At 64.7% G+C, this 22,065-nt stretch carries 25 protein-coding genes; all 25 read left to right on the top strand.

The window, feature by feature from the left end; translation table 11 throughout:
• The first annotated feature begins 285 nt into the window (after positions 1-285).
• The 25 genes from ATN00_RS23695 to ATN00_RS11525 all read left to right on the top strand — a co-directional run bounded on the left by ATN00_RS23695 (position 286) and on the right by ATN00_RS11525 (position 22,064).
• Positions 286-450, top strand: coding sequence for a hypothetical protein (locus ATN00_RS23695; protein ID WP_003167757.1), 165 nt, complete (start codon positions 286-288; stop codon positions 448-450).
• Positions 451-645: 195 nt separating this feature from the next.
• Complete coding sequence (locus tag ATN00_RS11410) at positions 646-1,203, top strand: hypothetical protein (protein ID WP_062064756.1); 558 nt, start codon at positions 646-648, stop codon at positions 1,201-1,203.
• Between the two features lie 72 nt (positions 1,204-1,275).
• Positions 1,276-1,677, top strand: a complete 402-nt coding sequence (locus ATN00_RS11415; protein WP_003167755.1) for a hypothetical protein — start codon at positions 1,276-1,278, stop codon at positions 1,675-1,677.
• A gap of 9 nt (positions 1,678-1,686) precedes the next feature.
• Positions 1,687-1,881 carry a hypothetical protein gene (locus ATN00_RS11420; RefSeq protein WP_035284207.1) on the top strand — a complete coding sequence of 65 codons (195 nt, stop codon included), beginning with the start codon at positions 1,687-1,689 and terminating at the stop codon, positions 1,879-1,881.
• Positions 1,882-1,955: 74 nt separating this feature from the next.
• Positions 1,956-2,372 carry a hypothetical protein gene (locus ATN00_RS11425; RefSeq protein ID WP_003167753.1) on the top strand — a complete coding sequence of 139 codons (417 nt, stop codon included), beginning with the start codon at positions 1,956-1,958 and terminating at the stop codon, positions 2,370-2,372.
• Positions 2,365-3,009, top strand: coding sequence for a hypothetical protein (locus ATN00_RS11430; protein ID WP_035284194.1), 645 nt, complete (start codon positions 2,365-2,367; stop codon positions 3,007-3,009). The genes ATN00_RS11425 and ATN00_RS11430 overlap by 8 nt, the downstream gene beginning before the upstream one ends.
• 158 nt (positions 3,010-3,167) lie before the next feature.
• Positions 3,168-7,514 (top strand): bifunctional class I SAM-dependent methyltransferase/DEAD/DEAH box helicase, encoded by a 4,347-nt coding sequence (locus ATN00_RS11435; protein ID WP_003167751.1) that lies wholly within the window; start codon positions 3,168-3,170, stop codon positions 7,512-7,514.
• Positions 7,515-8,552, top strand: coding sequence for a DUF7146 domain-containing protein (locus tag ATN00_RS11440; protein WP_003167750.1), 1,038 nt, complete (start codon positions 7,515-7,517; stop codon positions 8,550-8,552).
• Between the two features lie 334 nt (positions 8,553-8,886).
• Entirely contained in the window at positions 8,887-9,819 is a 933-nt protein-coding gene (locus tag ATN00_RS11445; RefSeq protein WP_035284205.1) for a DUF2493 domain-containing protein, read from the top strand.
• A gap of 164 nt (positions 9,820-9,983) precedes the next feature.
• Positions 9,984-10,400, top strand: a complete 417-nt coding sequence (locus ATN00_RS11450; RefSeq protein WP_003167748.1) for a hypothetical protein — start codon at positions 9,984-9,986, stop codon at positions 10,398-10,400.
• Between the two features lie 707 nt (positions 10,401-11,107).
• Positions 11,108-11,509 carry a single-stranded DNA-binding protein gene (locus ATN00_RS11460; RefSeq protein ID WP_003167746.1) on the top strand — a complete coding sequence of 134 codons (402 nt, stop codon included), beginning with the start codon at positions 11,108-11,110 and terminating at the stop codon, positions 11,507-11,509.
• Positions 11,510-11,788: 279 nt separating this feature from the next.
• On the top strand, positions 11,789-12,049 hold the full coding sequence (locus ATN00_RS11465; protein ID WP_029371814.1) for a helix-turn-helix domain-containing protein: 261 nt from the start codon (positions 11,789-11,791) through the stop codon (positions 12,047-12,049).
• 94 nt (positions 12,050-12,143) lie between these two features.
• Positions 12,144-12,407 carry a DNA -binding domain-containing protein gene (locus tag ATN00_RS11470; RefSeq protein ID WP_171218693.1) on the top strand — a complete coding sequence of 88 codons (264 nt, stop codon included), beginning with the start codon at positions 12,144-12,146 and terminating at the stop codon, positions 12,405-12,407.
• 112 nt (positions 12,408-12,519) lie between these two features.
• The gene (locus ATN00_RS24380) at positions 12,520-12,774 is read left to right on the top strand and encodes a transcriptional regulator domain-containing protein (protein WP_003167742.1); all 255 of its coding nucleotides are present in this window, start codon (positions 12,520-12,522) and stop codon (positions 12,772-12,774) included.
• Between the two features lie 190 nt (positions 12,775-12,964).
• A complete protein-coding gene (locus ATN00_RS24385; protein ID WP_081602705.1) occupies positions 12,965-13,291 on the top strand; it encodes a DUF2285 domain-containing protein in 327 nt (108 codons plus the stop codon).
• A 135-nt stretch (positions 13,292-13,426) separates the two neighbouring features.
• Entirely contained in the window at positions 13,427-13,708 is a 282-nt protein-coding gene (locus ATN00_RS11480) for a helix-turn-helix transcriptional regulator (protein ID WP_003167739.1), read from the top strand.
• 17 nt (positions 13,709-13,725) lie between these two features.
• Positions 13,726-14,886 (top strand): replication initiator protein A, encoded by a 1,161-nt coding sequence (locus tag ATN00_RS11485; protein WP_003167738.1) that lies wholly within the window; start codon positions 13,726-13,728, stop codon positions 14,884-14,886.
• Entirely contained in the window at positions 14,883-15,521 is a 639-nt protein-coding gene (gene parA / locus ATN00_RS11490; RefSeq protein ID WP_003167737.1) for a ParA family partition ATPase, read from the top strand. The genes ATN00_RS11485 and parA overlap by 4 nt, the downstream gene beginning before the upstream one ends.
• Positions 15,518-15,772: a hypothetical protein gene (locus tag ATN00_RS11495; RefSeq protein ID WP_062064758.1), complete on the top strand. Its 255-nt coding sequence runs from the start codon at positions 15,518-15,520 to the stop codon at positions 15,770-15,772. Before parA ends, ATN00_RS11495 begins: the two co-directional genes overlap by 4 nt.
• Positions 15,769-16,290 carry a DUF2840 domain-containing protein gene (locus ATN00_RS11500; RefSeq protein ID WP_003167735.1) on the top strand — a complete coding sequence of 174 codons (522 nt, stop codon included), beginning with the start codon at positions 15,769-15,771 and terminating at the stop codon, positions 16,288-16,290. Before ATN00_RS11495 ends, ATN00_RS11500 begins: the two co-directional genes overlap by 4 nt.
• Positions 16,287-16,832 (top strand): S26 family signal peptidase, encoded by a 546-nt coding sequence (locus ATN00_RS11505; protein WP_003167734.1) that lies wholly within the window; start codon positions 16,287-16,289, stop codon positions 16,830-16,832. The genes ATN00_RS11500 and ATN00_RS11505 overlap by 4 nt, the downstream gene beginning before the upstream one ends.
• A gap of 68 nt (positions 16,833-16,900) precedes the next feature.
• Positions 16,901-17,239, top strand: a complete 339-nt coding sequence (locus tag ATN00_RS11510) for a DUF736 domain-containing protein (RefSeq protein WP_003167733.1) — start codon at positions 16,901-16,903, stop codon at positions 17,237-17,239.
• Positions 17,240-17,242: 3 nt separating this feature from the next.
• Positions 17,243-18,028 (top strand): lytic transglycosylase domain-containing protein, encoded by a 786-nt coding sequence (locus tag ATN00_RS11515; protein ID WP_153874703.1) that lies wholly within the window; start codon positions 17,243-17,245, stop codon positions 18,026-18,028.
• Between the two features lie 250 nt (positions 18,029-18,278).
• Positions 18,279-20,042, top strand: coding sequence for a relaxase/mobilization nuclease domain-containing protein (locus ATN00_RS11520; RefSeq protein WP_035285838.1), 1,764 nt, complete (start codon positions 18,279-18,281; stop codon positions 20,040-20,042).
• A gap of 30 nt (positions 20,043-20,072) precedes the next feature.
• Complete coding sequence (locus tag ATN00_RS11525) at positions 20,073-22,064, top strand: conjugal transfer protein TraG (protein ID WP_062064760.1); 1,992 nt, start codon at positions 20,073-20,075, stop codon at positions 22,062-22,064.
• Position 22,065 lies beyond the last annotated feature (1 nt).

Consider the following 22,065-nt stretch of genomic DNA (forward strand, 5'->3'; position numbering starts at 1 on the left):
CTTCGCTTCACCATTAGGCGGGAAGTGCGGGGCAATGGCATCCCTCTAGATTGATGATCCGGCTGCTGTCTGATGCCGGACACCATCCCGCTTCCATTCGCAAACCTTGGTCCGATCCGTCTCCTTGTCAATCAACCCGCAAGGGGTCGGCTTACGCGCGCGTGCCGCCTTCGGGGATTCGGAAAAGGTCCGAACGCCCGAGGGTGATTGCAGAGCCGGTCAGACACTTCGGGCGCCTGTCGCGCGGGGGATGGTCCCCCGCCTCCCAAGACAGGAGCCGGAACCATGTCCTATGCAAATGCCACCGCCTTCGCCGCAAGCCTAGCCACCACGCTGATGGTTTCGATCATCGTCTTCCAGGCCGGGGACGGCACTCACGGCGCCATGCCCGCCGACGAATTCGATGGCGACGAAGAAATGGTCAGGCTGGAACTTGATCCATTCGGCTGAGGCGCGACAGCGCCTCACCCCGACGGCTCGGAGCGCAAGATCGCGTCCGGGCCTTCAGCGCTGCGCTACCGCTCATCGCCGGCAGCGGCGCCGGCTCATGCCCCGACAAGGGAGAGTGAGAGTGCGGACGGGTTTTCCGTGACGGGTTGGTTGCCGGAGAGAGAGCTCCCGGCGCCCGTCCTGGAGCATCCTGCGATGGCCCTTGCACCTCAAACCACCTTCGCCCCGGTCGGCGACATCCTCGCGCATCAGATCCTGCCCCGGCTGCGCCTTGCCGCGAAGCTGCCGCTGCGCATCACCTGCATCGGCACGGCCCGCTATGTCGGTACCGACGAGGCCGACAGCTTCGACCGCAGCGTCTTTCTCGGCGACCGCCCGTCGCTGGAGAACGCCACCAGCTTCGCGGCCGTTTCGGTCAGGCGCGGCGGCATTGGCGTGAGACAAGATAAGACGCTGCGCTTTCATCCACGCTTCGCCGTCATCCAGGATAACGATCAGAATCTGGTTCTGGCCGGCGAAATCCGCGCCGGGATCATTCTCTGGCAACAGCCCGTCGCCAGCGACGGCGAGGCCCGCCGGATCGTGACCGAAGCCAGCCGCCTGCGCGGACTGGCTTTCGCCGCCTCCGGCCGGGGCGAGCAGCGTGCTGCCCGCAATCATCGCCACCAAGCAGGCCTGCTCGAAGCACGCCTGGTCGACCCCTTCTGGCGCGAGGCCGCCGCCGATCTGCTCCGGCTGCCACAGGCCGCCTGATCCCATCCCCCGATTTCCACCCATCCGACCCGGCGCTTCGCTTCGCCGGGTTCTCACCTATGGAGTTTTCCCATGCCGAAATTCGTCGTCAGCAAAGGCCACGACGCCTTCGTCTATTACGAAACCGTCCTAGAGGCCGACACGCCCGAAGAGGCGCGAAGTCTCGTCCGGAGCGTTCATTACGAAGGCGCATGGCTCCCCACCGGCTATGTGCAGGAGTTCGACGATTACGAGATCGACGAGCATAGCGGCGTTCGCCTCCTCGAAGACGGTGAAGCCGTAGAGGCCTTCCTGAACATCGGCGTCACCGCCCAGGAGCGCGACGCCTTGCTGGCGGGGCTGCGCCTCCTCCAGCTCGCCCTTGGGCGCGGCGATCTCGAACCTGCGCTCGAAAACATCGTCACCAATGACGGCGCGCATACCGGCCTCGATCCGACTCGTATCGACGCTCTGTGCGAACGCATCAACGTCTAGGTGGTGGCGATGTATGCGACCTACCTGCGCCTCGACATCCTGGTCTGGGACAGCCAGCGCGCCGTAATCCGCGCCGCGCGCTGCAAGCTGGCTTTATCGGCCCGGCGCGATCCCGCACTGCGGGGCGCGCGAAAGCGGTTCTATCGCGACATGCTGCGCCACCATGCCGATGCCCAGCGGCTTGTGGCGCAGTTCCGCCTCTGACGCTTCCGCACCGCGTCCATCCCTTGAACCTCGCCCGGCCATCGCGCCGGGCTTTCTCGTTTCAGGAGCCTGACATGGCCAACTACTTTACCCATTTCTCGTGCCTGCTTGACGTCGGCACGCCCGATAATGCCGCCCGAGCGCTTGACCTCTACAACAAGCTTTCGGAGGAAGGCGCTTCCGACGAACCGCCGTCCGAGGGGTTTCTCCTATCGATCCAGCCGGAGCACGGGGGTGCCCGGCTTTGGATGCGCGATGACCAGACAGGCGATCCCGAGCGTCTGCTCCGGTTCGTGAAGATCTGCGCGACCGAGTTCCGCCTCAGTGGTCTCTGGGGCTTCCAATACGCCAACACCTGCTCGCGGCCACGCCTCGACGGTTTCGGCGGCGGCGCTCATGTCCTCGACCTCGCCACCGGCGAGACGGTGGCATGGACCTACACCGATGGCTGGCTCGCCCAGGTTCTCGATGGAGGCGGCTCAGATGAGTAAGGTCATCGAAACCACGGTCTATCAGCTCGACGAGCTTGCTGACGCCGCCAAGGAGAAGGCCCGCGATTGGTATCGCGAAGGCGGCTTCGACTACGACTGGTATGATGCCGTTTACGAGGATTTCCAACAGATCGCGGAAATCCTCGGCCTTCGGCTGAAAACCCGCAGCATGCGGCTCAACGGCGTCGGCTCCCGGCAGAAGCCCTGCATCTGGTTTCGGGGGTTCTGGAGCCAGGGCGACGGCGCCTGCTTCGAGACCTTCTATTCCTACCGGAAAAACGCCCCGCGCCGGATCAGGGAACACGCGCCGCAAGACGCCGAACTGCACCGCATCGCCGATGCACTTCAGGCGGTCCAGCGGCGTAATTTCTACCAGCTTCGCGCCGAGGCGAGCCATCGCGGTCACTACTACCACGAATACTGCATGACGATCTCGGTCGAGCGCGACAGTCCAACCTATCAGGATATGACGGCCGATGCGGAAGACGCCGTGGCCGAGGCGCTGCGCGACCTGGCCCGTTGGCTCTATCGGCAGCTCGAACGTGAACACGAATATCTCACCACGGACGAGGCCGTCGATGAGGTCATCGCCGCCAACGAATACACGTTCACGGCAACGGGCCGTCGCTTCGGCTGAACCAGGCAAGCGTCCTGCCATTCGGCAGGGCGCTTTTTGCATGCCAGCCACGGCCCACCTTTCGAGAGTCAGAGGAGGCCGGGACGGGTTTGAGCCTGTGCGGTCGAGAGAGAGCGCTGCGCGGGTCAATCCTGTCCTGCTCTCCCGAGGTCTCCTCCATGAACATGATTTCCGCATCTGCGGCGGCATCGGTCGCCGGGCCGCTTCCGCTTGTCCCCGACAGCCATGCCGCCACGTCCGTCTTTTCGGCGGCAGGTCTTCTTCTGCCTCACCTCGAGCGCGGCCAGCGCATCGACGCCGCCACGCTTCGCAGCGCGATGGAAACCGCCTTCGGCGCGTCCGATACCGCTGGCGCCTGGGACTGGAAAACCGCCTATGACGCCTGCGAGGCCGCGATCGTCCTGTTCCTGCGCAAGTACGGAAAGGCGCTTTTGCGTAAAGCCGGTTCGCCAGCCGATAGCCTGCCGCTGCTGACGCGGATCGCCGGGCTGCTGCCGACCCATACACGCCGCTCGGAGGAGGCGCAGACCTTCCAGCAATTCTCCACCCCGATCCCGCTGGGGCTGGCAGCGGCGACCGCGGCCGCCATCACGCCCGCCGACCGGGTTCTGGAACCCTCGGCCGGGACCGGACTGCTCGCCATCCTGGCCGAGATCGCTGGCGGCGCGCTCGTCCTCAACGAGCTGGCCGAGATGCGCGCCGGTCTTCTTACTTCCCTCTTTCCCGCCTTGTCCGTCGCGCGTTTCGACGCGGCGCAGATCGACGATCACCTCGATCCCGCCCTGGTCCCGTCCGTGGTGCTGATGAACCCGCCGTTCTCGGCGCTGGCGAATGTCCAGGGCCGCGTCGCCGATGCCGCCTTCCGCCACGTCGCTTCGGCGCTTGCGCGCCTTGCGCCCGGCGGGCGGCTGGTGACGATCACCGGCGCGAGCTTCGCCCCCGATAATCCTGCCTGGACCCCGGCCTTCGTCCGGCTGCAGGAGCGCGGTCGCGTGGTCTTCTCCGCCGCAGTCGATGGTTCTGTCTATGCCAAGCATGGCACGACGATCGATACCCGGATCACCGTCATCGACAAGCTGCCCGCCGACGATCCGGCAGTCTTCCCGACCTCTCCCGGCGCCGCACCGGATGCCGCCACACTGATGGTCTGGATCGGCGCGAGCCTGCCCGCGCGTCAGCCTGTCGATCCTTCAGTCGTTGTTCCGGTTGCCGCAGCGCCTACGCCTCGCACCGTGCGCGGCTATATCGCCGCCACGGCGAAAGCCGCCCGCCCGGCGCCGCAGACCGAACCGGAAGCCGCACCGCTCGACTATGAGATCGTCGATTGGCAGCCGGCCGAGGGCGGCCACATCACCGACGCCATCTATGAGGAATACGCGCTTCAGGTCATCCGTATTCCCGGCGCCCAGCCTCATCCAACCCAGCTCGTCCAGTCGGCGGCGATGGCGAGCGTCGCCCCGCCGAAGCCCAACTACCGGCCGCATCTGCCGAGGATCATTCTCGGTCTTCTGTCCGACGCGCAGCTTGAGACCGTCATCTATGCCGGCCAGGCCCATGCCGACCATCTCGCCGGGGCCTGGACCGTCGACGAGACCTGCGATGTGGTCAGCGCGGCGGCCGAGGACGCCAAGAACGCCGTCCGCTTCCGGCAAGGCTTCTTCGTCGGTGACGGCACCGGCGTCGGCAAGGGTCGGGAATCCGCCGCCATCATCCTCGACAACTGGATGCAGGGCCGCCGGAAGGCCGTCTGGATCTCCAAATCCGACAAATTGCTGGAAGACGCACAACGCGACTGGTCTGCGCTCGGCATGGAGCGCCTCCTGGTTACGCCGCTGTCGCGCTTCCCGCAGGGCAAGCCCGTGACGCTGCCCGAAGGCATCCTGTTCACGACCTATGCCACGCTACGCTCCGACGACCGCGGCGATAGGGTTTCCCGCGTCAAGCAGATCGTCGAATGGTTGGGCGAGGATTTCGATGGAGTGATCATCTTCGACGAGGCGCATTCGATGCAGAACGCCGCAGGCGGCAAGGGAGAACGGGGCGATGTCGCCGCCAGCCAGCAGGGCCGAGCCGGGCTTCGCCTCCAGCACGCCCTGCCGGATGCCCGCATCGTCTATGTCTCCGCGACCGGCGCCACTACGGTCCACAACCTCGCCTATGCCCAGCGCCTTGGCCTTTGGGGCGGCGAGGATTTCCCGTTCGCCACGCGGGCCGAATTCGTCGAGGCCATCGAGGGCGGCGGCGTCGCGGCGATGGAGGTTCTGGCCCGCGACATGCGCGCCCTCGGCCTCTACACCGCCCGGTCGCTGTCCTTCGCCGGCGTCGAATACGAGCTGGTCGAGCATGAGCTGACCCCGGAACAGACCCGCATCTACGATGCCTATGCCGGGGCCTTCGCCATCATTCACAACAATCTGGATGCGGCGATGGAAGCGGCCAATATCACCGGCAGCACCGGCACCCTGAATCGGCAGGCGAAATCCGCCGCGCGCTCGGCCTTCGAGTCGGCCAAGCAGCGGTTTTTCGGCCACCTCCTGACCAGCATGAAAACCCCGACGCTGCTCCGCTCCATCGCAGCCGATCTGGAGGCGGGCCATTCGGCCGTCATCCAGATCGTCTCGACCGGCGAGGCGCTTATGGAACGCCGGCTGGCCGAGCTGCCGACCGAGGAATGGAACGACGTCCGCGTGGACATCACCCCGAGGGAATATGTCCTGGACTACCTTGCCCATTCTTTCCCGGTGCAGCTCTACGAGCCGTTCACCGACTCGGAGGGCAATATGTCGTCGCGGCCCGTCATGCGCGACGGCCAGCCCGTCGAAAGCCGTGAAGCGGTCGCCCGCCGCGACGAACTGATCGCAAAGCTCGCCAGCCTGCCGCCGGTCCCCGGTGCGCTGGACCAGCTCATCCAGCATTTCGGCACCGATACCGTGGCTGAAGTGACGGGCCGGTCGCGGCGCATCATCCGCAAGGCTGGCAAGGGCGTCACTGTTGATCGCCTTGTCGTCGAAAACCGCGCAGCTTCGGCCAACCTGGCCGAAACCCAAGCGTTCATGGACGACGGCAAGCAGGTTCTGGTGTTCTCCGACGCCGGCGGCACAGGCCGCAGCTATCATGCCGAACTGTCGGCCCGGAACACGCGGTTGCGCGTCCATTACCTGCTCGAAGCCGGATGGAAGGCCGATACTGCGATCCAGGGGCTTGGCCGAACGCACCGGACCAACCAGAAGCAAGCGCCCCTGTTCCGGCCGATCACCACGAACGTCAAAGCCGAAAAGCGCTTCCTCTCGACCATCGCCCGCCGTCTCGACACCCTGGGCGCGATCACGCGCGGCCAGCGACAGACCGGCGGTCAGGGACTGTTCAGACCGGAAGACAACCTGGAGTCCCATTACGCACGCGACGCGCTGCGCCAGCTCTATCTCCTGCTGGTGCGCGGTAAGGTCGAGGGATGCTCGCTCGACCGCTTTGAGAGCGCCACCGGCTTGAAGCTGATGGACTCCAACGGCATCAAGGATGACCTCCCAGCCATCACGACCTTCCTGAACCGGCTGCTGGCCTTGACGATTGAGCTTCAGGGCGTGCTGTTCACCGCCTTCGAGCAACTTCTGACGGCGCGCATCGAGGGCGCCATCGCGTCGGGCACCTATGACGCCGGGCTGGAGACGCTGCGAGCGGAGAGCTTTGTCGTCACCGACCGCCAGACGATCTATACGCACCCGCGCACCGGCGCCCAGACCCGCCTGCTGACCATCACCGAGCGCAAGCGCAACCATCCGGTCACGCTGGCGGAGGCCATAGGCAACCTGGACGATCCGCGCGCGGTCCTGTTGGTCAACGAGCGGTCGGGCCGCGCCGCCGTGCAGGTTCCGACCACCAGCGTCATGCTGGACGATGGCGAGATCGAGCGCCGTGTCCGGCTGATCCGGCCGATGGAAGCGCACAACATCCCGGTCAAGACCATGCCCGAGACCCATTGGGTCGAAGCCGACCGGGACGCCTTCGCCTCTGCCTGGAATGCCGAGATTGCCGAGGTGCCGGAGTTTTCCGACAGCACCCTGCATATGGTGACAGGTCTCCTGTTGCCTATCTGGAAGCGGTTGCCGAACGAATCCACCCGCGTCTATCGGCTCCAGACCGATGCTGGCGAGCGGATCATCGGCCGCCGCGTTTCGCCTGCCTGGGTCGCCCACGCGACCGCGACCGGCGTCGCGTCGATCACGCCGGAGGATGCCTTCACCGCCCTTATGGACGGAAAGACGATCCTCGATCTCGCCGAGGGCCTTCAGCTTCGCCGGGTCCGCGTCATGGGCGCGCTGCGCATCGAACTCACCGGCTTCACCGACACGATGCGCCAGCGCCTCACGGCCTATGGCCTCTATCACGAGATCATCTCGTGGAAGCTGCGCTTCTTCGTGCCGGTGGATGCTCAGGGGCCGGTAATCATCGGCAAGCTCTTCGACCGCTGGCCGGTCGAACGCATCGGCGAACGGGAGGCCGCATAAATGGCTTCGCGTCACGCCTCAGAACTGGCGCATCGCCTCGGCCGCGAGGCCGAGGCGGTCTGCCGCGAATACCTGTCCTCCGGTCGGAGGGCAGGCAATTACTGGCAGGTCGGGGACGCGCAGAACAGCCCCGGCCGCTCCCTCTATGTCCGGCTCAGGGACACCCCCAAAGGTCCGGCCGGGAAATGGACCGACGCCGCCACCGGCGACCATGGCGATCTGCTCGACATCATCCGCGAGGCGCTTGGCCTCGTCGATTTCAAGGATGTGGCCGAGGAAGCGCGCCGTTTCCTCAGTCTCCCGCATCCCTCGCCGGAACAGACAGGGACACCGACCGGCAGGACATCGAGCATTGCCGTCGGTTCGCCCGAAGCGTCGCGGCGGCTGTTCGCCATGTCGCAGCCGATCCCCGGCACGCTCGCGGCGACCTACCTCAGCGGGCGGGCAATCACGTCGCTCATCGGCGGCACCGCACTGCGCTACCATCCCCGGTGCTATTACCGGCCCGACGAGCCTTCGCCCACGGAGATCTGGCCGGCGATGATCGCGTCCGTCACCGACCTTGACGGGCGACAGACCGGCGCGCACCGCACCTGGCTCGCCCCGGACGGCTCGGGCAAGGCGCCTGTCGAAACGCCGAGGCGGGCGATGGGCGACCTTCTCGGACACGGCGTCCGCTTTGGCGTTGCCGGCGATGTGCTGGTCGCCGGAGAGGGCATCGAGACCGTGCTGTCGCCCCGTCAGGTTCTGCCGCACATGCCGATGCTGGCGGCGCTCTCGGCCGCACACCTCGCCGCCATCCTGTTCCCGGCGACGCTACGCAGGCTCTATGTCCTTCGCGATCGTGATCCGGCTGGGGACGGCGCGAGAGACAGCCTGATCGCCCGAGCTGCGAGCGTCGGGATCGAAGCGGTTGCGATGTCGCCAGCGCGCGAGGACTTCAACGAGGATCTGCGCTGGCGCGGCGTCGATGCCCTCCGGGCGGCCCTGAAGGATCAGCTTCATCCCGTGGACGTCAGCCGGTTCATGGAGGGGTGAGAGGATCGGCGGGGGATGGGGCAAAGCACTGAAAGGCTCCGCCTGCCGTCTCCAGTCATCATCGGGAACACCCTTCCCGCGTCGGAGAGGGCGCCCACGGCCTTCTGAGGGGGCGATCGGCTCACAAACGGGCCAGCCGGGCAATGGCGCTGCGCTTTCGGCTATTTTCCGCCGGCGGGGCAAGCCCCGCCTTTGCATCGCGAAGCAAAATAGCCGGCTTGGCCATCAAGGCCCTCGCGGGAGCACGAGGGCTGCCAGGCCGTCCCGCCCGTGAGCTTCGACGCCTGCGAAGGCCGCGATGGGCGCGGTCTCCAGACGAAGGATGCTCCCGATGATGAACGAAGACGATGACGCAGGCTTCGAGCCGTTCCACACCTCATCCCCCACCGATCACGTCCTCACCGAACTCCAGCTCTATGGCTACCGCGCTTTCCAGGACGAACCCGATCCGCGTCCGCTACCGGAGGGCAACGCCGTCGCCGCAGCCGTCGCAGACATCTTCGACGCCCTCGTCTCGACGCTCGGCGACACCCGCCTCGAACCCGATCTCGACGATCTCCTCTGGTCGACGGTCAATCTCTTCCATCGCGCCGCCGACCGGGTCGAACGCGAACTCGACGACAACGAGCAGGGGCAGCGCCGCCTTCAGCGGGAACAGGATGGCAGCGAGGTCAAGAGCGTCGAACTCGAACGCCTCACGGCGGAGGGACAGACCCTGGTCGAACGGCGCAACAGCATGGAACTCTTCCGCGACCTCTCGGCGGACGCCTTCGAGCACCACACCGGCACGCCCTGGCGGCCGCGCAGCGGTTCGATGGTCAACCATCGCAACCTCACCTCGGCAATGATCGACAGCCGCGATTTCCTCGCCGCTAAGCGCCGGACCGAGACCGAGGTGCTGCTGCCCGCCGGTCCCAGAGTCGCCGTCACGGGCGGTGCGGACTTCAACGATCACAACCTGATCTGGACGAAGCTCGATCAGGTTCATGCCAAGCACACGGACATGGTGCTCCTGCACGGCGGCTCGCCGAAGGGCGCCGAACTGATCGCCTCCCGCTGGGCTGACAGTCGCAAGGTGCCGCAGGTCGCCTTCAAGCCCGACTGGACGAAGCACGCCAAGGCCGCGCCCTTCAAGCGCAACGACGCCATGCTCGATGTCCTGCCGGTCGGCGTCCTGGTCTTCCCCGGCACCGGGATTCAGGAGAACCTTGCGGATAAGGCGCGCAAGCTCGGCATTCCAGTCATGAAGTTCGACGGCGGCGCGTAAAGCGCCGCCGCTCGGCGGCCTGCCAGCCGCCTCTACTTGACTGAACACGAGGTTGATGGCTTTCTTGAAGAATATTTGCAGCAACGGCGAACTGGCATAGTCGCAGGCGGAGCGTATTATCCGGCAGCCTGTGGTGATCCTCAATCGTTCATGCGGAGGCTGCCGTGACCCTCATCCTGCTTGCCATCTCCCTGACGATCGCGCTTTGCGTCATCGCCTACAACTTTGCCATCTACGCCTTGCCGTTCATGGTCGGGCTGACGGCCTTTCAATATGTCTATGGAATGGAGGCCGGCTTCCTGCTGTCGGCGCTCGCCGCCCTCGGCGCGGCGCTGCTATCCGTGGCGCTGGTCATCGCCGTCGTAGGCTTTGCCAAGAACCCGGCCTTGGGGCTTATCGCCCTCGCCGTATTCGCGGTGCCGGCGATGATCGCCGGTTATGCGCTCGTGCATGGCGTCACGAAGAATTTCGTCGACTCGACGATTATGCTGAACCTGCTCGGCGGCGCCGGCGGTCTCTTCATCGGCATAGCGGCGATGCTCAATCTCAATGCGCTCGGTACAGGCGTCCTGTCTCGCTGATGCGATCGCGAATCGCCGCTCGTCACAAAAAAATCTGCGCCGGTTTGCACTGTTGGGCTTCCGGCATCCTGCTCTGAGGAATGGCGCCACCGGCGCTGTAAGGGCCAGGGTCTTCGCTCCGATTGGCCCCGCTGTGGAAGTCGGTCATCGGCTGATACCCTCCCAGCCTTAGCAAGGTCGCCACTCTCTGCTTCGTTCCCCTCCGTGTCGTGGCGTCCGCGAACACCTTCATGCTCTCCAGCCCTGCAATTCACTAGATCGCACCTTCGGCCGACGGGGTGGAACAACGCCATACATCCTCGAGCCCAATAGCCGTTTCGTCCTGGTCCCGGCTCGCCTTCCGACTGGCGGCGTGCTGCGGCTCGTGACGGCGATCCCGGCGGCGCGCACCCCGCTCTGATGCGGGTTTCATATCGGGGCCTGTAGTGCCCTCGTTGCCGGGAAGGACGAACGGTTCTGCTGTGCGTCCCCGGTGTGAGCTTTCCGAGGCGCCAATCCCTCCGACTGACTGATCCCCTAAGTCCGTTCGGTTTCCGACCGCAACCCCCGCGGCTCCGGACCGTGTTGCCGCGCAAGCGCGGCTGCCCGCTCCACTCCGGGCCTTAAGGGCGAGGTGCCGCCAAGGCGGCACTTGCTGGCGTCTCCCGACGGCCTTGGCCGGGTCTCGTCGGAGGGATGGTCCCTTCGAGAAGCAACGGAGACTTACAATGCAGAACATCGTCATTCTTGCCGGCAACATCGGCCAGGACCCCGAAACCCGCAACACCCAGAGCGGCACCTCGATCACCCACTTCACGCTGGCCACCTCGCGCCCCCGCTACTCGGAAGGCAAGGTTGTCCGAGACAAGGACGGCTATCGCGTCCAGGACACCGAATGGCACCGGATCACCGCCTTCAACGGCCTCGGTAAGACGATCCAGCAGCATTGCGAGAAGGGCATGAAGGTTCTGGTTCGCGGCCGCATCCACTACACCAAGTGGACCGATCAGCAGGGCGTTGAGCGCTACGGCTGCGAGATCATCGCCGAGACGGTGGACTTCCTCAGCCGGGCAAAGCAGACCCAGAACGAAGACGGCAAGTTCATCGACGACGATGACATCCCGTTCTGAGCGGGATACCGGGAGCCCGGCGGCGCAAGCCGCCGGGATTTCCTAATTGTCTGGCGTTCCTGGCATGGGTCGTCGTCTCCCGGCAGCACGATAAGCCTCGAACAATCTCTCCTGCTCGCCTTGGCTTGGAGAGAACCCAGCACTGCCCGAATCGCCCCCGCCGCTGACCAGACGTCAAATCTCTAGGAACACCGATTCTGGGTCGCTTTCCACTCCAACTCCGTCTATAATAGCCGTAGTTCTGGCGTGACGTTGACGCACGGTGGGAGGTGATCATGCATGATCACTTCCCGACAAACACGGGCCGCGCGCGCATTACTGGGTTGGACACAGGAGATGCTCGCTGACAAGGCCAAGGTTTCGCTGACGGCGCTCAAGCGCATGGAGTCGGCCGCTGAACTGCGTGTGTATGAAAGCACCAGCGACCAGGTCCGCAGAGCGCTTGAGGCCGAAGGAATCGCCTTCATCAGATCGGGCCGCAACGAAGGGGTTATGCTTGTCGATGTGCACGAAGCAGCCGAACGCAGCAGAGTCCGGTAATTCCCACCCTTCTACCGCCTCCCGCTTGTCATCGTCGCGCTGTAATGGTGCTTAAGAATAGCAACCGCCATCCCAGAGTGTCACGTGCCGACTAATGACCACAATTGATTTCCTCGACGAAGCCCCTTCCATGCTGTCGCTCACCGAATATGACCGACAGCACATCAAACTCTATGCTCGTCTGCTGGACGCAGAGGCAGATGGAGCAGACTGGCGGGAAGCGGCCGAGGTTCTTTTCGGCATCTGTCCAAGGACTGAGCCGGACCGCGCTCGCCGCGTCCACGACAGCCATCTGGCTCGCGCACACTGGATGACCGAGCATGGCTACCGGCAGCTCAGGCGCGGCCGGCCTCATTAGATCCCGTGTTGTCTCAAGTGCAACGCCTGTTGCGCCTTGCAACCTTCCCAAGAAATAGAATCCCCGGAATCAATTCGCTCTGTACGCGTATTCGCTGAACGGGGAGGATTAAATGACGCCCGATACAAGAGAATGGCGATCATCAACTACATACGACTATCTCGATCGGGCAGATGTGAATGCACTGGCGTGGGAGTGCCTTCGGCGCAATCTCGATTACCAGCGCGACTACGCAAACTCCATCCGCACGGCCTCCGAACTCGGGCCTGAGACCGAAGCGATCGGCGGTCGCTGGGGTCTCCGATTTCCCCGCCAGGCCCAGCCTGAATGCACTCGAACAACCGGTTTTCTGGACGCCGGAAGCTGACACCAGCGTAGTCCATATCGGACCCGCCCCGGAAATTGAGCAGGTCAGCCCTCGCATTTTCGAGGATATTCGCTCGGAAATCAGCCGCAGTTCAGAGGAAGGACTGCATATATCGGTTCTCACCGGAAGCGGTCGCCTGCACCTTGTCGCGAGAGCGGGTCTCGAGCCGACGCAGTCCATCGCCGCCATCATTCCGCTCGACGCCCACAGCCTGGATCGTGTCCAGTCACTGATCAGACTCTGGCGAAGCCTTCACGGCCTGCCTGTGTCACAGGACAGCCGGATGACGGCGCAGCAGCGCCGTCGTCTCAAAAACATGCTCCGCGCCGCTGACGGCCGTTTGCACAATGCCGACTATCGCGAGATCGCCGAAGCGATTTTCGGCGTTGAACGCGTTGCCAGCGACCCATGGAAAACGTCCGCGCTCCGGGACGCTGTCCTCGATCTGGTCAAGGACGGCTTCGCGATGATCGACGGCGGTTACCGCAAGCTTCTTCGTCACCGCCGTCGTTCGTAACCTGCGCTACTAGGGCAAGGTGTGCGAATTAGGCCCCCCCAAGTTCGCACTCCCCCTTCGCTATTCTTCTTCGCCACCGTGGCCTTCGTTCGCCGCTGATCGCCAGCGGCTCCAACGAAAGCCACGGAGGCCACCATGAACGCCAATCTCGCGACCCTGCCGCCGCGCTTCCTCCGCACCAAGGAAGCCGCAGAATTCCTCAGTCTCTCGGCCCGTACTCTCGAAAAGCACCGGACCTACGGCACCGGGCCGGCCTATCGCAAGCTTGGCGGGCGCGTCGTCTATTCCGTCAATGAGCTTGAGGCATGGGCTGAACGCGGCGCCGTGACGTCCACCTCCGATCCGCGGGGCAGCGTGCTGCCCGCGAAACGCCATGAGCCCGCACCGGCATCCCATGCCGGCCGTCACGCCCGCTGATCCGCGCGGTCTTTTCAATGACGACGCGGCATCGCCCATCTCCGGAGCGCGGACAACTCGATCTGTTCCACGCGCTCCCTGGCGATTTCGCGCCCCGCGACGCGCAGGACCTCATGGCCTATCCGTTCTTCTCCCTCTCCAAGTCACACCGCACCGCGCCGATCGATTTCGTCGCCGGCGACGTGAGCATCCGCGTCGAGGCGGTTCCCGATCATGGCATGGCCACAATCTGGGATGCCGACATCCTCATCTGGGCGGCGAGCCAGATCGTCGAAGCGCGCGACAAAGGTCTTCGCACTTCGCGCCTGATGGCCGCCACCCCCTACGAGATCCTCAATTTCATCGGCCGCGGCGTATCGATGCGCGATTATCAGCGCCTCAAGGCTGCCCTCGACCGGCTGCAGTCGACCACGGTCGCAACCTCGATACGGCAAGCGGCCGAAGGCCGCCGCCACCGTTTCTCCTGGATCAATGAATGGCAGGAGCGCACCGATCGCCATGGGCGTCCCGCCGGCATCGAGCTGATCGTGCCGGACTGGTTCTACCGCGCCGTTCTCGACGATGCGCTCGTCCTGACCATCGACCGGGACTATTTCGGTCTCACTGGAGGCCTCGACCGCTGGCTCTACCGCATTGTGCGCAAGCATGGCGGCAAACAACGCAATGGCTGGCGCTTCGACTTCCGCCACCTGCATCAGAAATCCGGCAGTCTTTCGCCATTCAAGCGCTTCGCGTTCGAGCTGCGCGACATCATTCGCCGCCAGCCATTGCCCGGCTACTCGCTGTTCCTTGAGGTCGAAGTCGGCGGCCGGTTGCTGCTTGCTTTTGAACCATCGGCGGCCTGTGGACAACCTGTGGACGGCCTCGTGCTATCAGGAACCCGACCTATCGTGCTATCGGGAACCGGAGGCTCGTGCTATCGGGAACCGAAACAGGGTGTAAGCTCTGGAAACAAAAAGCGAAATCGCGCCCTTAACTTAGAGTCTAACCAAGAATCTAACTTCTTAGAGCGCGCGCGCGATGTGGAAAACATCGCCGGAAGGCGGCCGAACCAGGCCAAAAAGCCATCACTTCAAGCGCATGTAACCGATCAGGCTCTTCGTAGCTCCGCCTGTACGGACCGCTCTTCCGGCCACGCGCATCGCACCTTCGGCGACGAGCCTGGAGGCGCGAAATGATCGTCGCGCTTCTCAATCAGAAAGGCGGCGTCGGCAAAACGACGCTCGCGCTGCATCTTTCCGGTCAATGGGCGCGTGAAGGCAAGCGCATCACCCTGATCGATGCCGACCCACAGGGATCGGCGCTCGACTGGTCGCAGCAACGCACCCGCGAGGGCCTGCCTCGCCTGTTCGGCGTCATCGGCTTGGCGCGCGACACACTTCATCGCGAAGCGCCCGAGCTCGCGCGTGACGCCGATCACATCGTCATCGACGGACCACCGCGCGTTGCAGGTCTTATGCGTTCGGCGCTGCTCGCCGCCGATCTTGTCCTGATCCCTGTGCAGCCGTCACCGCTCGATGGCTGGGCCTCGGCCGAAATGCTGGCGCTGCTCGCAGAGGCCCGAATCTATCGGCCGCAACTCATGGCCCGCTTCGTACTCAACCGCTGCGCTGCACGCACCGTCATCGCCCGCGAGACCGCCGAGACATTGGCCGACCACGATCCGCCCCTGCTGTCGGCGACGATCGGCCAGCGTGTCGCCTTCGCCGACCTAGCACAGTCCGGGCGCCTCGTTTTTGAGGCCGACGACAATAGCGCGGCCGCGCGCGAGATCGCCGCCCTGACTGCGGAAGTCGGGAGGTTGGCGCCATGACCAAAGCCAGCGCCCGGCGCGGCTTCGTCGCCCGGCCTTCCAATCCAGACGACTGGATCAAGTCCGCTGAACCGGGGTCGCCCGGTCCAGCTTCCAGCACGGGCTTCACCGCAAGGCTGACCATCGACGTTACGCCGGAGGTGCGCGGTCGCATCAAGATCGCCGCCTTTCAACGCGGCGTCACCGTCGCCGACATGCTTCGCGAATTGCTCGCGCGCGAATTCCCCCAATCGCCAGGAGACCCGTCATGACCGGCATCGCGGCCCCCCGCATGCGCGGCGGCTCGATGCCGTCGTCTTTTCAAACCGACCGTCTCACCCACGTCGAGCTGACATGGGTGGAAAAGCAGATCGAATACTGGATCAGGTTCGGTCAAGACGTGCAGGAGACGATCCTTGATCGCCGCCGCCGCGTCCTCTCCTTCAGGCCCGGCACGACTTTCGCCTTCGTCCGGTGGGCGTCCAACGACTTCGGCACGATCATCTCGCGCATCGATATCGTGCGCGCCATCACGCCCGGCGAAGCCTATCAGACGCTGCCCTTTGTACGCCCCGGCGGCGACATCCTGCTCAAGATCGAAAGCTGGCCGAAGGTTGAACGCGTGCTGCAGCTCATCGACGCGATCGAGGCCCTTTCGCTCGATCCGGCCGAAGCCGCGCCAGACTATTGGCGGCATGTACACAACCGACTGAGCGCCGGCCAGGACGCACGCCGCTACTCGCGCGATCAGCACCAGGCGTGGCTTAAGCGTCGGAGGATCGCGCCATGACCGACCTCAAATGGGCCATGGCGACGTTCGTAGCGTCCAGCGCGATCGCCGTGACGACGTGGATCGACGCCCCCACCAAACTCATCTGGAATGCCTCGGCCAGCACCCCGATCGGTTTCTATTCGGTCGAACCTGCAAAGCGGCTCGAAGTCACCGATCTGGTCGCCGTCGCTGCGCCGGAACCGATTGCGAGCTTCCTCGCCGATGGCGGATACCTGCCGCGCGACACGCCGCTCCTGAAACGGGTCCTTGGCCTTCCCGGGCAGACCGTCTGCCGCTCCGGCGTCCTGATCAGTGTCGACGGCGTCGCGATGGGAACGGCACTCCAACGCGACCGCATCGACCGACCGCTCCCCGATTGGCAGGGCTGCCGCATCGTCGCGGACGGCGAGATCTTCCTCATGAACTGGGACGTTCCCGACAGTCTGGACGGCCGCTATTTCGGCCCGATCCCGGCCAGCGCCGTCATCGGCCGCGCGGTTCCCTTGTGGACCGACGAGGACGGCCACGGCCGCTTCGAATGGCGGGCGCCAACGCGGTGATCGCCCAGCCTGAGGCGGGCGTAGTGCTCGCCCAATCCTTCTCCACCGCATCTTGAAAGGAAACCGCCATGCCGCAAATCGGCGAGTTCACCCGCGAGGAATCTGGCTTCACCGGCCGCATTCATACGCTCACCCTGTTTCGCGAGATCACCATCGTTCCCGTCGATCCTTCGGACGTCGAGAACGCGCCGAGCTACCGCGTCCATCACGGCGCGGACGATAACGCACCGGAGATCGGCGCGGCTTGGACGGAGTCCAGCGAAAAGGCTGGCGAATATCTGTCACTGCTGATCGACGACCCCAGCTTTGCGCAGCCGATCCGTGCCCGCCTGTTCCAGAACGGGGCTGATACGACCTCCTGGTCTTTGCACTGGAGCCGCCCTCAGAAGCGCGGCGAACGGGAATAGCGCATGCGGATCGCTCGCACGAACCCCGCATCGCCGATGTTAACCGGGCGGCCTCGCGCTGCCCGGTGCATCATCCTCTTCCTCCTTTCCGGCCTGTCTGTTTCCGCCGCGCCGCCGCTCGCTGTACTGGCGCAGAGCGCTCAGTCGATCGCGCAGCCAATCCACGATCCTCACGCCGCCTTCGTGACCGAAGCCTCGCAGCGTTTCGGCATTCCCGAACACTGGATCAGGTCGGTGCGCCGCGTCGAAAGCGCCGACGACGTGCGCGCCGTCTCATCGGCGGGCGCAATGGGCCTGATGCAGGTCATGCCCGCCACCTGGGCGGAATTGCGCGTCCGTTATGGCCTTGGACGCGATCCGTTCGACCCGCGCGACAACATCATCGCTGGTACGGCCTATCTGCGCGAAATGTACGATCGCTACGGATCGCCGGGCTTTCTTGCAGCCTATAGCGCTGGACCCGGACGCTATGAGGAATACCTCGCGGGCCGCCCCCTTCCGGCAGAAACCCGCGCCTATGTCGCCACGCTCGCGCCATTGATCGGGGGGGCTAACCTGTCGCCACCCGCACCGGGGACCGTCGCTGTTGCCGCCGCCGATCCGCACGCTTGGCGGCGAGCTCCGCTCTTCGTCACGCCGTCAGCCCACGGTCTGGATGCGCGCAAAACGATATCCGAACCGCAAGAAAACGACGCCCGGACTGCGCCGTCATCGGGCGAAGGTCCCACCAATTCTGTGCAAAGCGGCAGCATTTTCGTTGCCCGTGCCGACGATGGAGACCCGCAATGAGCCGGTTCGCATCATGGCGCACCTTGGCGTGTTCCAGAGAGCGTTGTGCGGAAGGGTGGGAGGAGCAGAGAGCAACGACAGCAGGACGGCGAGATAAAAGGGCCTCGCCATATTCGCACAAGCCATTGACATGGCTTGGCTTTTGGCGTGCCGGTCGGTCGGGTCGCGTGCCGCGACTGCTGTTTTACCCAGCGATTTCAACGCTGTTTTCGGCACTGTGCGCCTTCGCGCCGTCTCGGGGGGCCCTCCCATGAGCGAGGGCGACAGCGATTTCCGCGTCCGCCCAGGACGCATCAAATCCACGCGCGCACCCAAGTCCAAGAGCTTCATCAATCAAGTGCTGAGGGCTTCGAAGAAGGCCGGGCACAGCTCTGGCGAAGGGCAGACCGCCAAGAGAAGCGCCGGCCGTGGTCATTCAACCTTCGGGCGTGGACGAACCAGCTTCAGCCGTTCGCGCATATTCACTGCTTTGCGCCGTGTCGTCATCAAGGCGCGCGTGGTCCGCCATCAGGGCAAGTCATTCCGCTCCGCGCCACTCTCGGCTCATGTGTCCTACCTGAAGCGCGAAGGCGTCAGCCGTGACGGGGAGAAGGGGGTCTTGTTCGACGCGACGAACGAGCGCGCCGACGATCTCGCCTTCTCCGACCGATGCAGGGATGACCGGCATCATTTTCGATTCATCGTCTCGCCCGAAGACGCGGGGGACATGACCGATCTGCGAGAGTTCACCCGCGACCTCGCCAATCAGATGGAATCGGATCTGGGCACCAAGCTCGACTGGGTCGCCGTCGATCACTGGAACACCGACAATCCACATGTGCATTTGCTTGTGCGCGGCGTCGACGAGACCGGCGCCGATCTGGTCATCTCGCGCGATTACATCAGCCGCGGCCTGCGCTCCCGCGCCGAGGATCTTGTCTCCATCGAGCTCGGCCCCAAGCCCGAACATGAAATCCGCAACGCGCTGGAAAAGGAAGTCACCGCCGAGCGCTGGACACGGCTCGATGTTGAAATCCGCATCGCCGCCGACGAGACCGGCTTTATCGACCTGCGCCCCGAGGCGAACGGCAAGACCGATCCCTCGCTGCGCCGCCTGATGATCGGCAGACTCCAGCATCTCGAAAGGATGGAGCTCGCGGCACAAGGCGCTCCAGGGGAATGGACCGTCGGGTTGCAGGCCGAACGCACACTGCGCGATCTCGGCATTCGCGGCGACATCATCAAGACCATGCACCGCGCCTTCACCGAGCGTGGTCAGGATCGCGGCGTCAGCGATTACACGATCGACGGCGGCGGGGCGGGTTCACCCGTTATTGGCCGCCTGGTCGATCGCGGCCTGCATGACGAGCTGACCGGCGAAGCCTATGCCGTGATCGACGGCACGGACGGCCGCGCGCACCATGTCCGCTTCCGCGGGATCGAGGCCTTCGAGCATGCGCCCCCGATTGGCGGCATCGTCGAGGTACGTCGCTTCGGCGGCCCCGACGATCCCCGGCCGACGCTGGCGCTCGCCAACCGATCGGATTTCGATCTCAACCGCCAGATCACGGCGCCGGGCGCGACCTGGCTGGATCATCGCCTGGTTGAGCGCGAGGCGATGCCCATGTCGATGGGAGGCTTCGGCGCCGAGGTGCGCGACGCCATGCAGGCGCGCGCCGAGCATCTGGCCGATGAAGGCCTTGCCCACCGGCATGGCCAACGCATCCTGCTGCAACGCGATCTCCTCAATACGCTGCGGCAGCGCGAGCTCGATGCCGTTGGCACGAAGCTCCAGAGCGAACACGGACTGCCGTACCAGAAAGCGCAGGCCGGCGAGCATGTCGCCGGTGTCTATCGCCAGCGTATCGCGCTCACCTCGGGCCGCTTCGCCATGATCGACAATGGGCTCGGCTTCCAGCTCGTGCCCTGGACACCGCCGCTCGAAAAGAAGCTCGGCCAGCATATCGCCGGCGTCGCCAAGGGGCATGGCGGCATCGAGTGGAGCCTGGGCCGCCAGCGCGGCCTGGGCCTCTAGCACCACAAGCAGCAAGAAAGGACCCGGCGAATGTCCGCCACCAAAATCCTCTGGGGCCAGATCCTCACCGTCTTTCTGATCATCCTCCTCACCACCTGGGGCGCGACGCAATATGTCGCCTGGCAACTTGGCTATCAGGCCCAGCTCGGCACACCATGGTTCGAGCTTGCCAGGACGCCGATCTATTATCCCCCTGCGATCTTCTGGTGGTGGTACTTCTTCGACGCATATGCGCCGGGCGTGTTCGCCAAGGGCGGCGTCATCGCCGCATCAGGCGGCTTCATCGCCATCGCGGTCGCCATCGGCATGTCGGTGTGGCGCGCCCGCGAACAGAAGAACATCGAAACCTATGGCTCGGCTCGATGGGCGAAGCCGCAGGAGGTGAAGGCGGCGGGGCTGCTCAACCCTGACGGCGTCGTCCTTGGTAAGCTCGATCGTGACTATCTTCGCCACGACGGACCGGAGCATGTTCTGTGTTTTGCTCCGACCCGATCCGGCAAGGGTGTCGGCCTCGTCGTCCCAACCCTGCTGACCTGGCCGGGCTCCGTCGTCGTCCACGACATCAAGGGCGAAAACTGGCAGCTCACCGCCGGCTTCCGATCGAAGCACGGTCGGGTGCTGCTGTTCGACCCCACCAATCCGAAATCGGCCGCCTACAATCCTCTGCTCGAAGTGCGGCGCGGCGAGTGGGAGGTGCGCGACGTTCAGAACGTCGCTGACGTCCTGGTCGACCCCGAGGGTTCGCTGGAGAAACGCAATCACTGGGAGAAGACCAGTCACTCTTTGCTGGTCGGCGCCATCCTTCACGTCCTCTATGCCGAGAAGGACAAGACCCTCGCCGGCGTCGCAGGTTTCCTGTCCGACCCGAAGCGCCCGATCGAAACCACGCTGGCGGCGATGATGACCACGCCACATCTCGGCGAGGCCGGCCCGCACCCCGTCATCGCTTCAACGGCCCGCGAACTGCTCAACAAATCCGACAACGAGCGCTCCGGCGTCCTGTCCACCGCCATGTCCTTTTTAGGCCTGTATCGCGATCCCGTCGTCGCTGAAGTGACACGCCGCTGCGACTGGCGCATCGCCGACCTGATCGAGGACGCGCGGCCGGCCACCCTCTACCTGGTGGTCCCGCCATCCGACATCTCGCGCACCAAGCCGTTGATCCGGCTTGTGCTCAACCAGATCGGTCGCCGCCTGACCGAGGATCTGCACACCAAGGCCCGGCGGCACCGCGTGCTGATGATGCTCGACGAGTTTCCGGCTCTCGGCCGCCTCGACTTCTTCGAAAGCGCGCTCGCCTTCATGGCCGGCTACGGCATGAAAGCCTTCCTCATCGCCCAGTCGCTCAACCAGATCGAAAAGGCCTACGGCGCCAATAACTCGATCCTCGACAACTGCCATGTCCGCGTGAGCTTCGCGACCAATGACGAGCGCACCGCAAAGCGCGTCTCGGATGCGCTCGGCACAGCCACCGAAATGAAGGCGATGAAAAACTACGCCGGGCACCGTCTGTCGCCCTGGCTCGGTCATCTCATGGTGTCGCGCTCTGAAACCGCGCGTCCGCTGCTGACCCCCGGTGAGATCATGCAGCTTCCGCCCAACGATGAAATCGTCATGTTGGCGGCGACCCCGCCAATCCGGGCCAACAAGGCGCGCTACTTCGAGGACAAGCGCTTCGTCGAGCGCGTACTGCCCCCGCCGGACCCGGCCCAAACCAGTCGCACGACGCGCAAGGACGCCTGGACAGAGCTGAAGCCGCAGGCGCCGGACGCTGCGCTGCTCGCCGAGATCCAGAAGGCCGAGCAAGACGCGGCCAATAGCGGCCTTCGTCGAGAACCCGAGCTTCCCGATCATGTCGCCATCGTCAAGGAAACGACCGATCCGAACCCTGCCGACGAGTTCAAAGCTCTGCTCGACGACGAACCCGAGGACGCCGCGCGCCAACGGCAAGCGCTTCGCCGCCACATGACTGGAATCGCCCGCCAGGTCGCCATGGACCCCAACGACAATATGGAGCTCTGAG

The organism is Sphingobium baderi, from assembly GCF_001456115.1.
GTDB lineage: Bacteria > Pseudomonadota > Alphaproteobacteria > Sphingomonadales > Sphingomonadaceae > Sphingobium > Sphingobium baderi_A.

Coding starts and splice junctions, on each gene's coding strand:
- ATN00_RS23695 (WP_003167757.1), top strand. CDS start 286: ATGTCCTATGCAAATGCCACCGCCTTCGCCGCAAGCCTAGCCACCACG.
- ATN00_RS11410 (WP_062064756.1), top strand. CDS start 646: ATGGCCCTTGCACCTCAAACCACCTTCGCCCCGGTCGGCGACATCCTC.
- ATN00_RS11415 (WP_003167755.1), top strand. CDS start 1,276: ATGCCGAAATTCGTCGTCAGCAAAGGCCACGACGCCTTCGTCTATTAC.
- ATN00_RS11420 (WP_035284207.1), top strand. CDS start 1,687: ATGTATGCGACCTACCTGCGCCTCGACATCCTGGTCTGGGACAGCCAG.
- ATN00_RS11425 (WP_003167753.1), top strand. CDS start 1,956: ATGGCCAACTACTTTACCCATTTCTCGTGCCTGCTTGACGTCGGCACG.
- ATN00_RS11430 (WP_035284194.1), top strand. CDS start 2,365: ATGAGTAAGGTCATCGAAACCACGGTCTATCAGCTCGACGAGCTTGCT.
- ATN00_RS11435 (WP_003167751.1), top strand. CDS start 3,168: ATGAACATGATTTCCGCATCTGCGGCGGCATCGGTCGCCGGGCCGCTT.
- ATN00_RS11440 (WP_003167750.1), top strand. CDS start 7,515: ATGGCTTCGCGTCACGCCTCAGAACTGGCGCATCGCCTCGGCCGCGAG.
- ATN00_RS11445 (WP_035284205.1), top strand. CDS start 8,887: ATGAACGAAGACGATGACGCAGGCTTCGAGCCGTTCCACACCTCATCC.
- ATN00_RS11460 (WP_003167746.1), top strand. CDS start 11,108: ATGCAGAACATCGTCATTCTTGCCGGCAACATCGGCCAGGACCCCGAA.
- ATN00_RS11465 (WP_029371814.1), top strand. CDS start 11,789: ATGATCACTTCCCGACAAACACGGGCCGCGCGCGCATTACTGGGTTGG.
- ATN00_RS11470 (WP_171218693.1), top strand. CDS start 12,144: ATGACCACAATTGATTTCCTCGACGAAGCCCCTTCCATGCTGTCGCTC.
- ATN00_RS24380 (WP_003167742.1), top strand. CDS start 12,520: ATGACGCCCGATACAAGAGAATGGCGATCATCAACTACATACGACTAT.
- ATN00_RS11480 (WP_003167739.1), top strand. CDS start 13,427: ATGAACGCCAATCTCGCGACCCTGCCGCCGCGCTTCCTCCGCACCAAG.
- ATN00_RS11485 (WP_003167738.1), top strand. CDS start 13,726: ATGACGACGCGGCATCGCCCATCTCCGGAGCGCGGACAACTCGATCTG.
- parA (WP_003167737.1), top strand. CDS start 14,883: ATGATCGTCGCGCTTCTCAATCAGAAAGGCGGCGTCGGCAAAACGACG.
- ATN00_RS11495 (WP_062064758.1), top strand. CDS start 15,518: ATGACCAAAGCCAGCGCCCGGCGCGGCTTCGTCGCCCGGCCTTCCAAT.
- ATN00_RS11500 (WP_003167735.1), top strand. CDS start 15,769: ATGACCGGCATCGCGGCCCCCCGCATGCGCGGCGGCTCGATGCCGTCG.
- ATN00_RS11505 (WP_003167734.1), top strand. CDS start 16,287: ATGACCGACCTCAAATGGGCCATGGCGACGTTCGTAGCGTCCAGCGCG.
- ATN00_RS11510 (WP_003167733.1), top strand. CDS start 16,901: ATGCCGCAAATCGGCGAGTTCACCCGCGAGGAATCTGGCTTCACCGGC.
- ATN00_RS11515 (WP_153874703.1), top strand. CDS start 17,243: ATGCGGATCGCTCGCACGAACCCCGCATCGCCGATGTTAACCGGGCGG.
- ATN00_RS11520 (WP_035285838.1), top strand. CDS start 18,279: ATGAGCGAGGGCGACAGCGATTTCCGCGTCCGCCCAGGACGCATCAAA.
- ATN00_RS11525 (WP_062064760.1), top strand. CDS start 20,073: ATGTCCGCCACCAAAATCCTCTGGGGCCAGATCCTCACCGTCTTTCTG.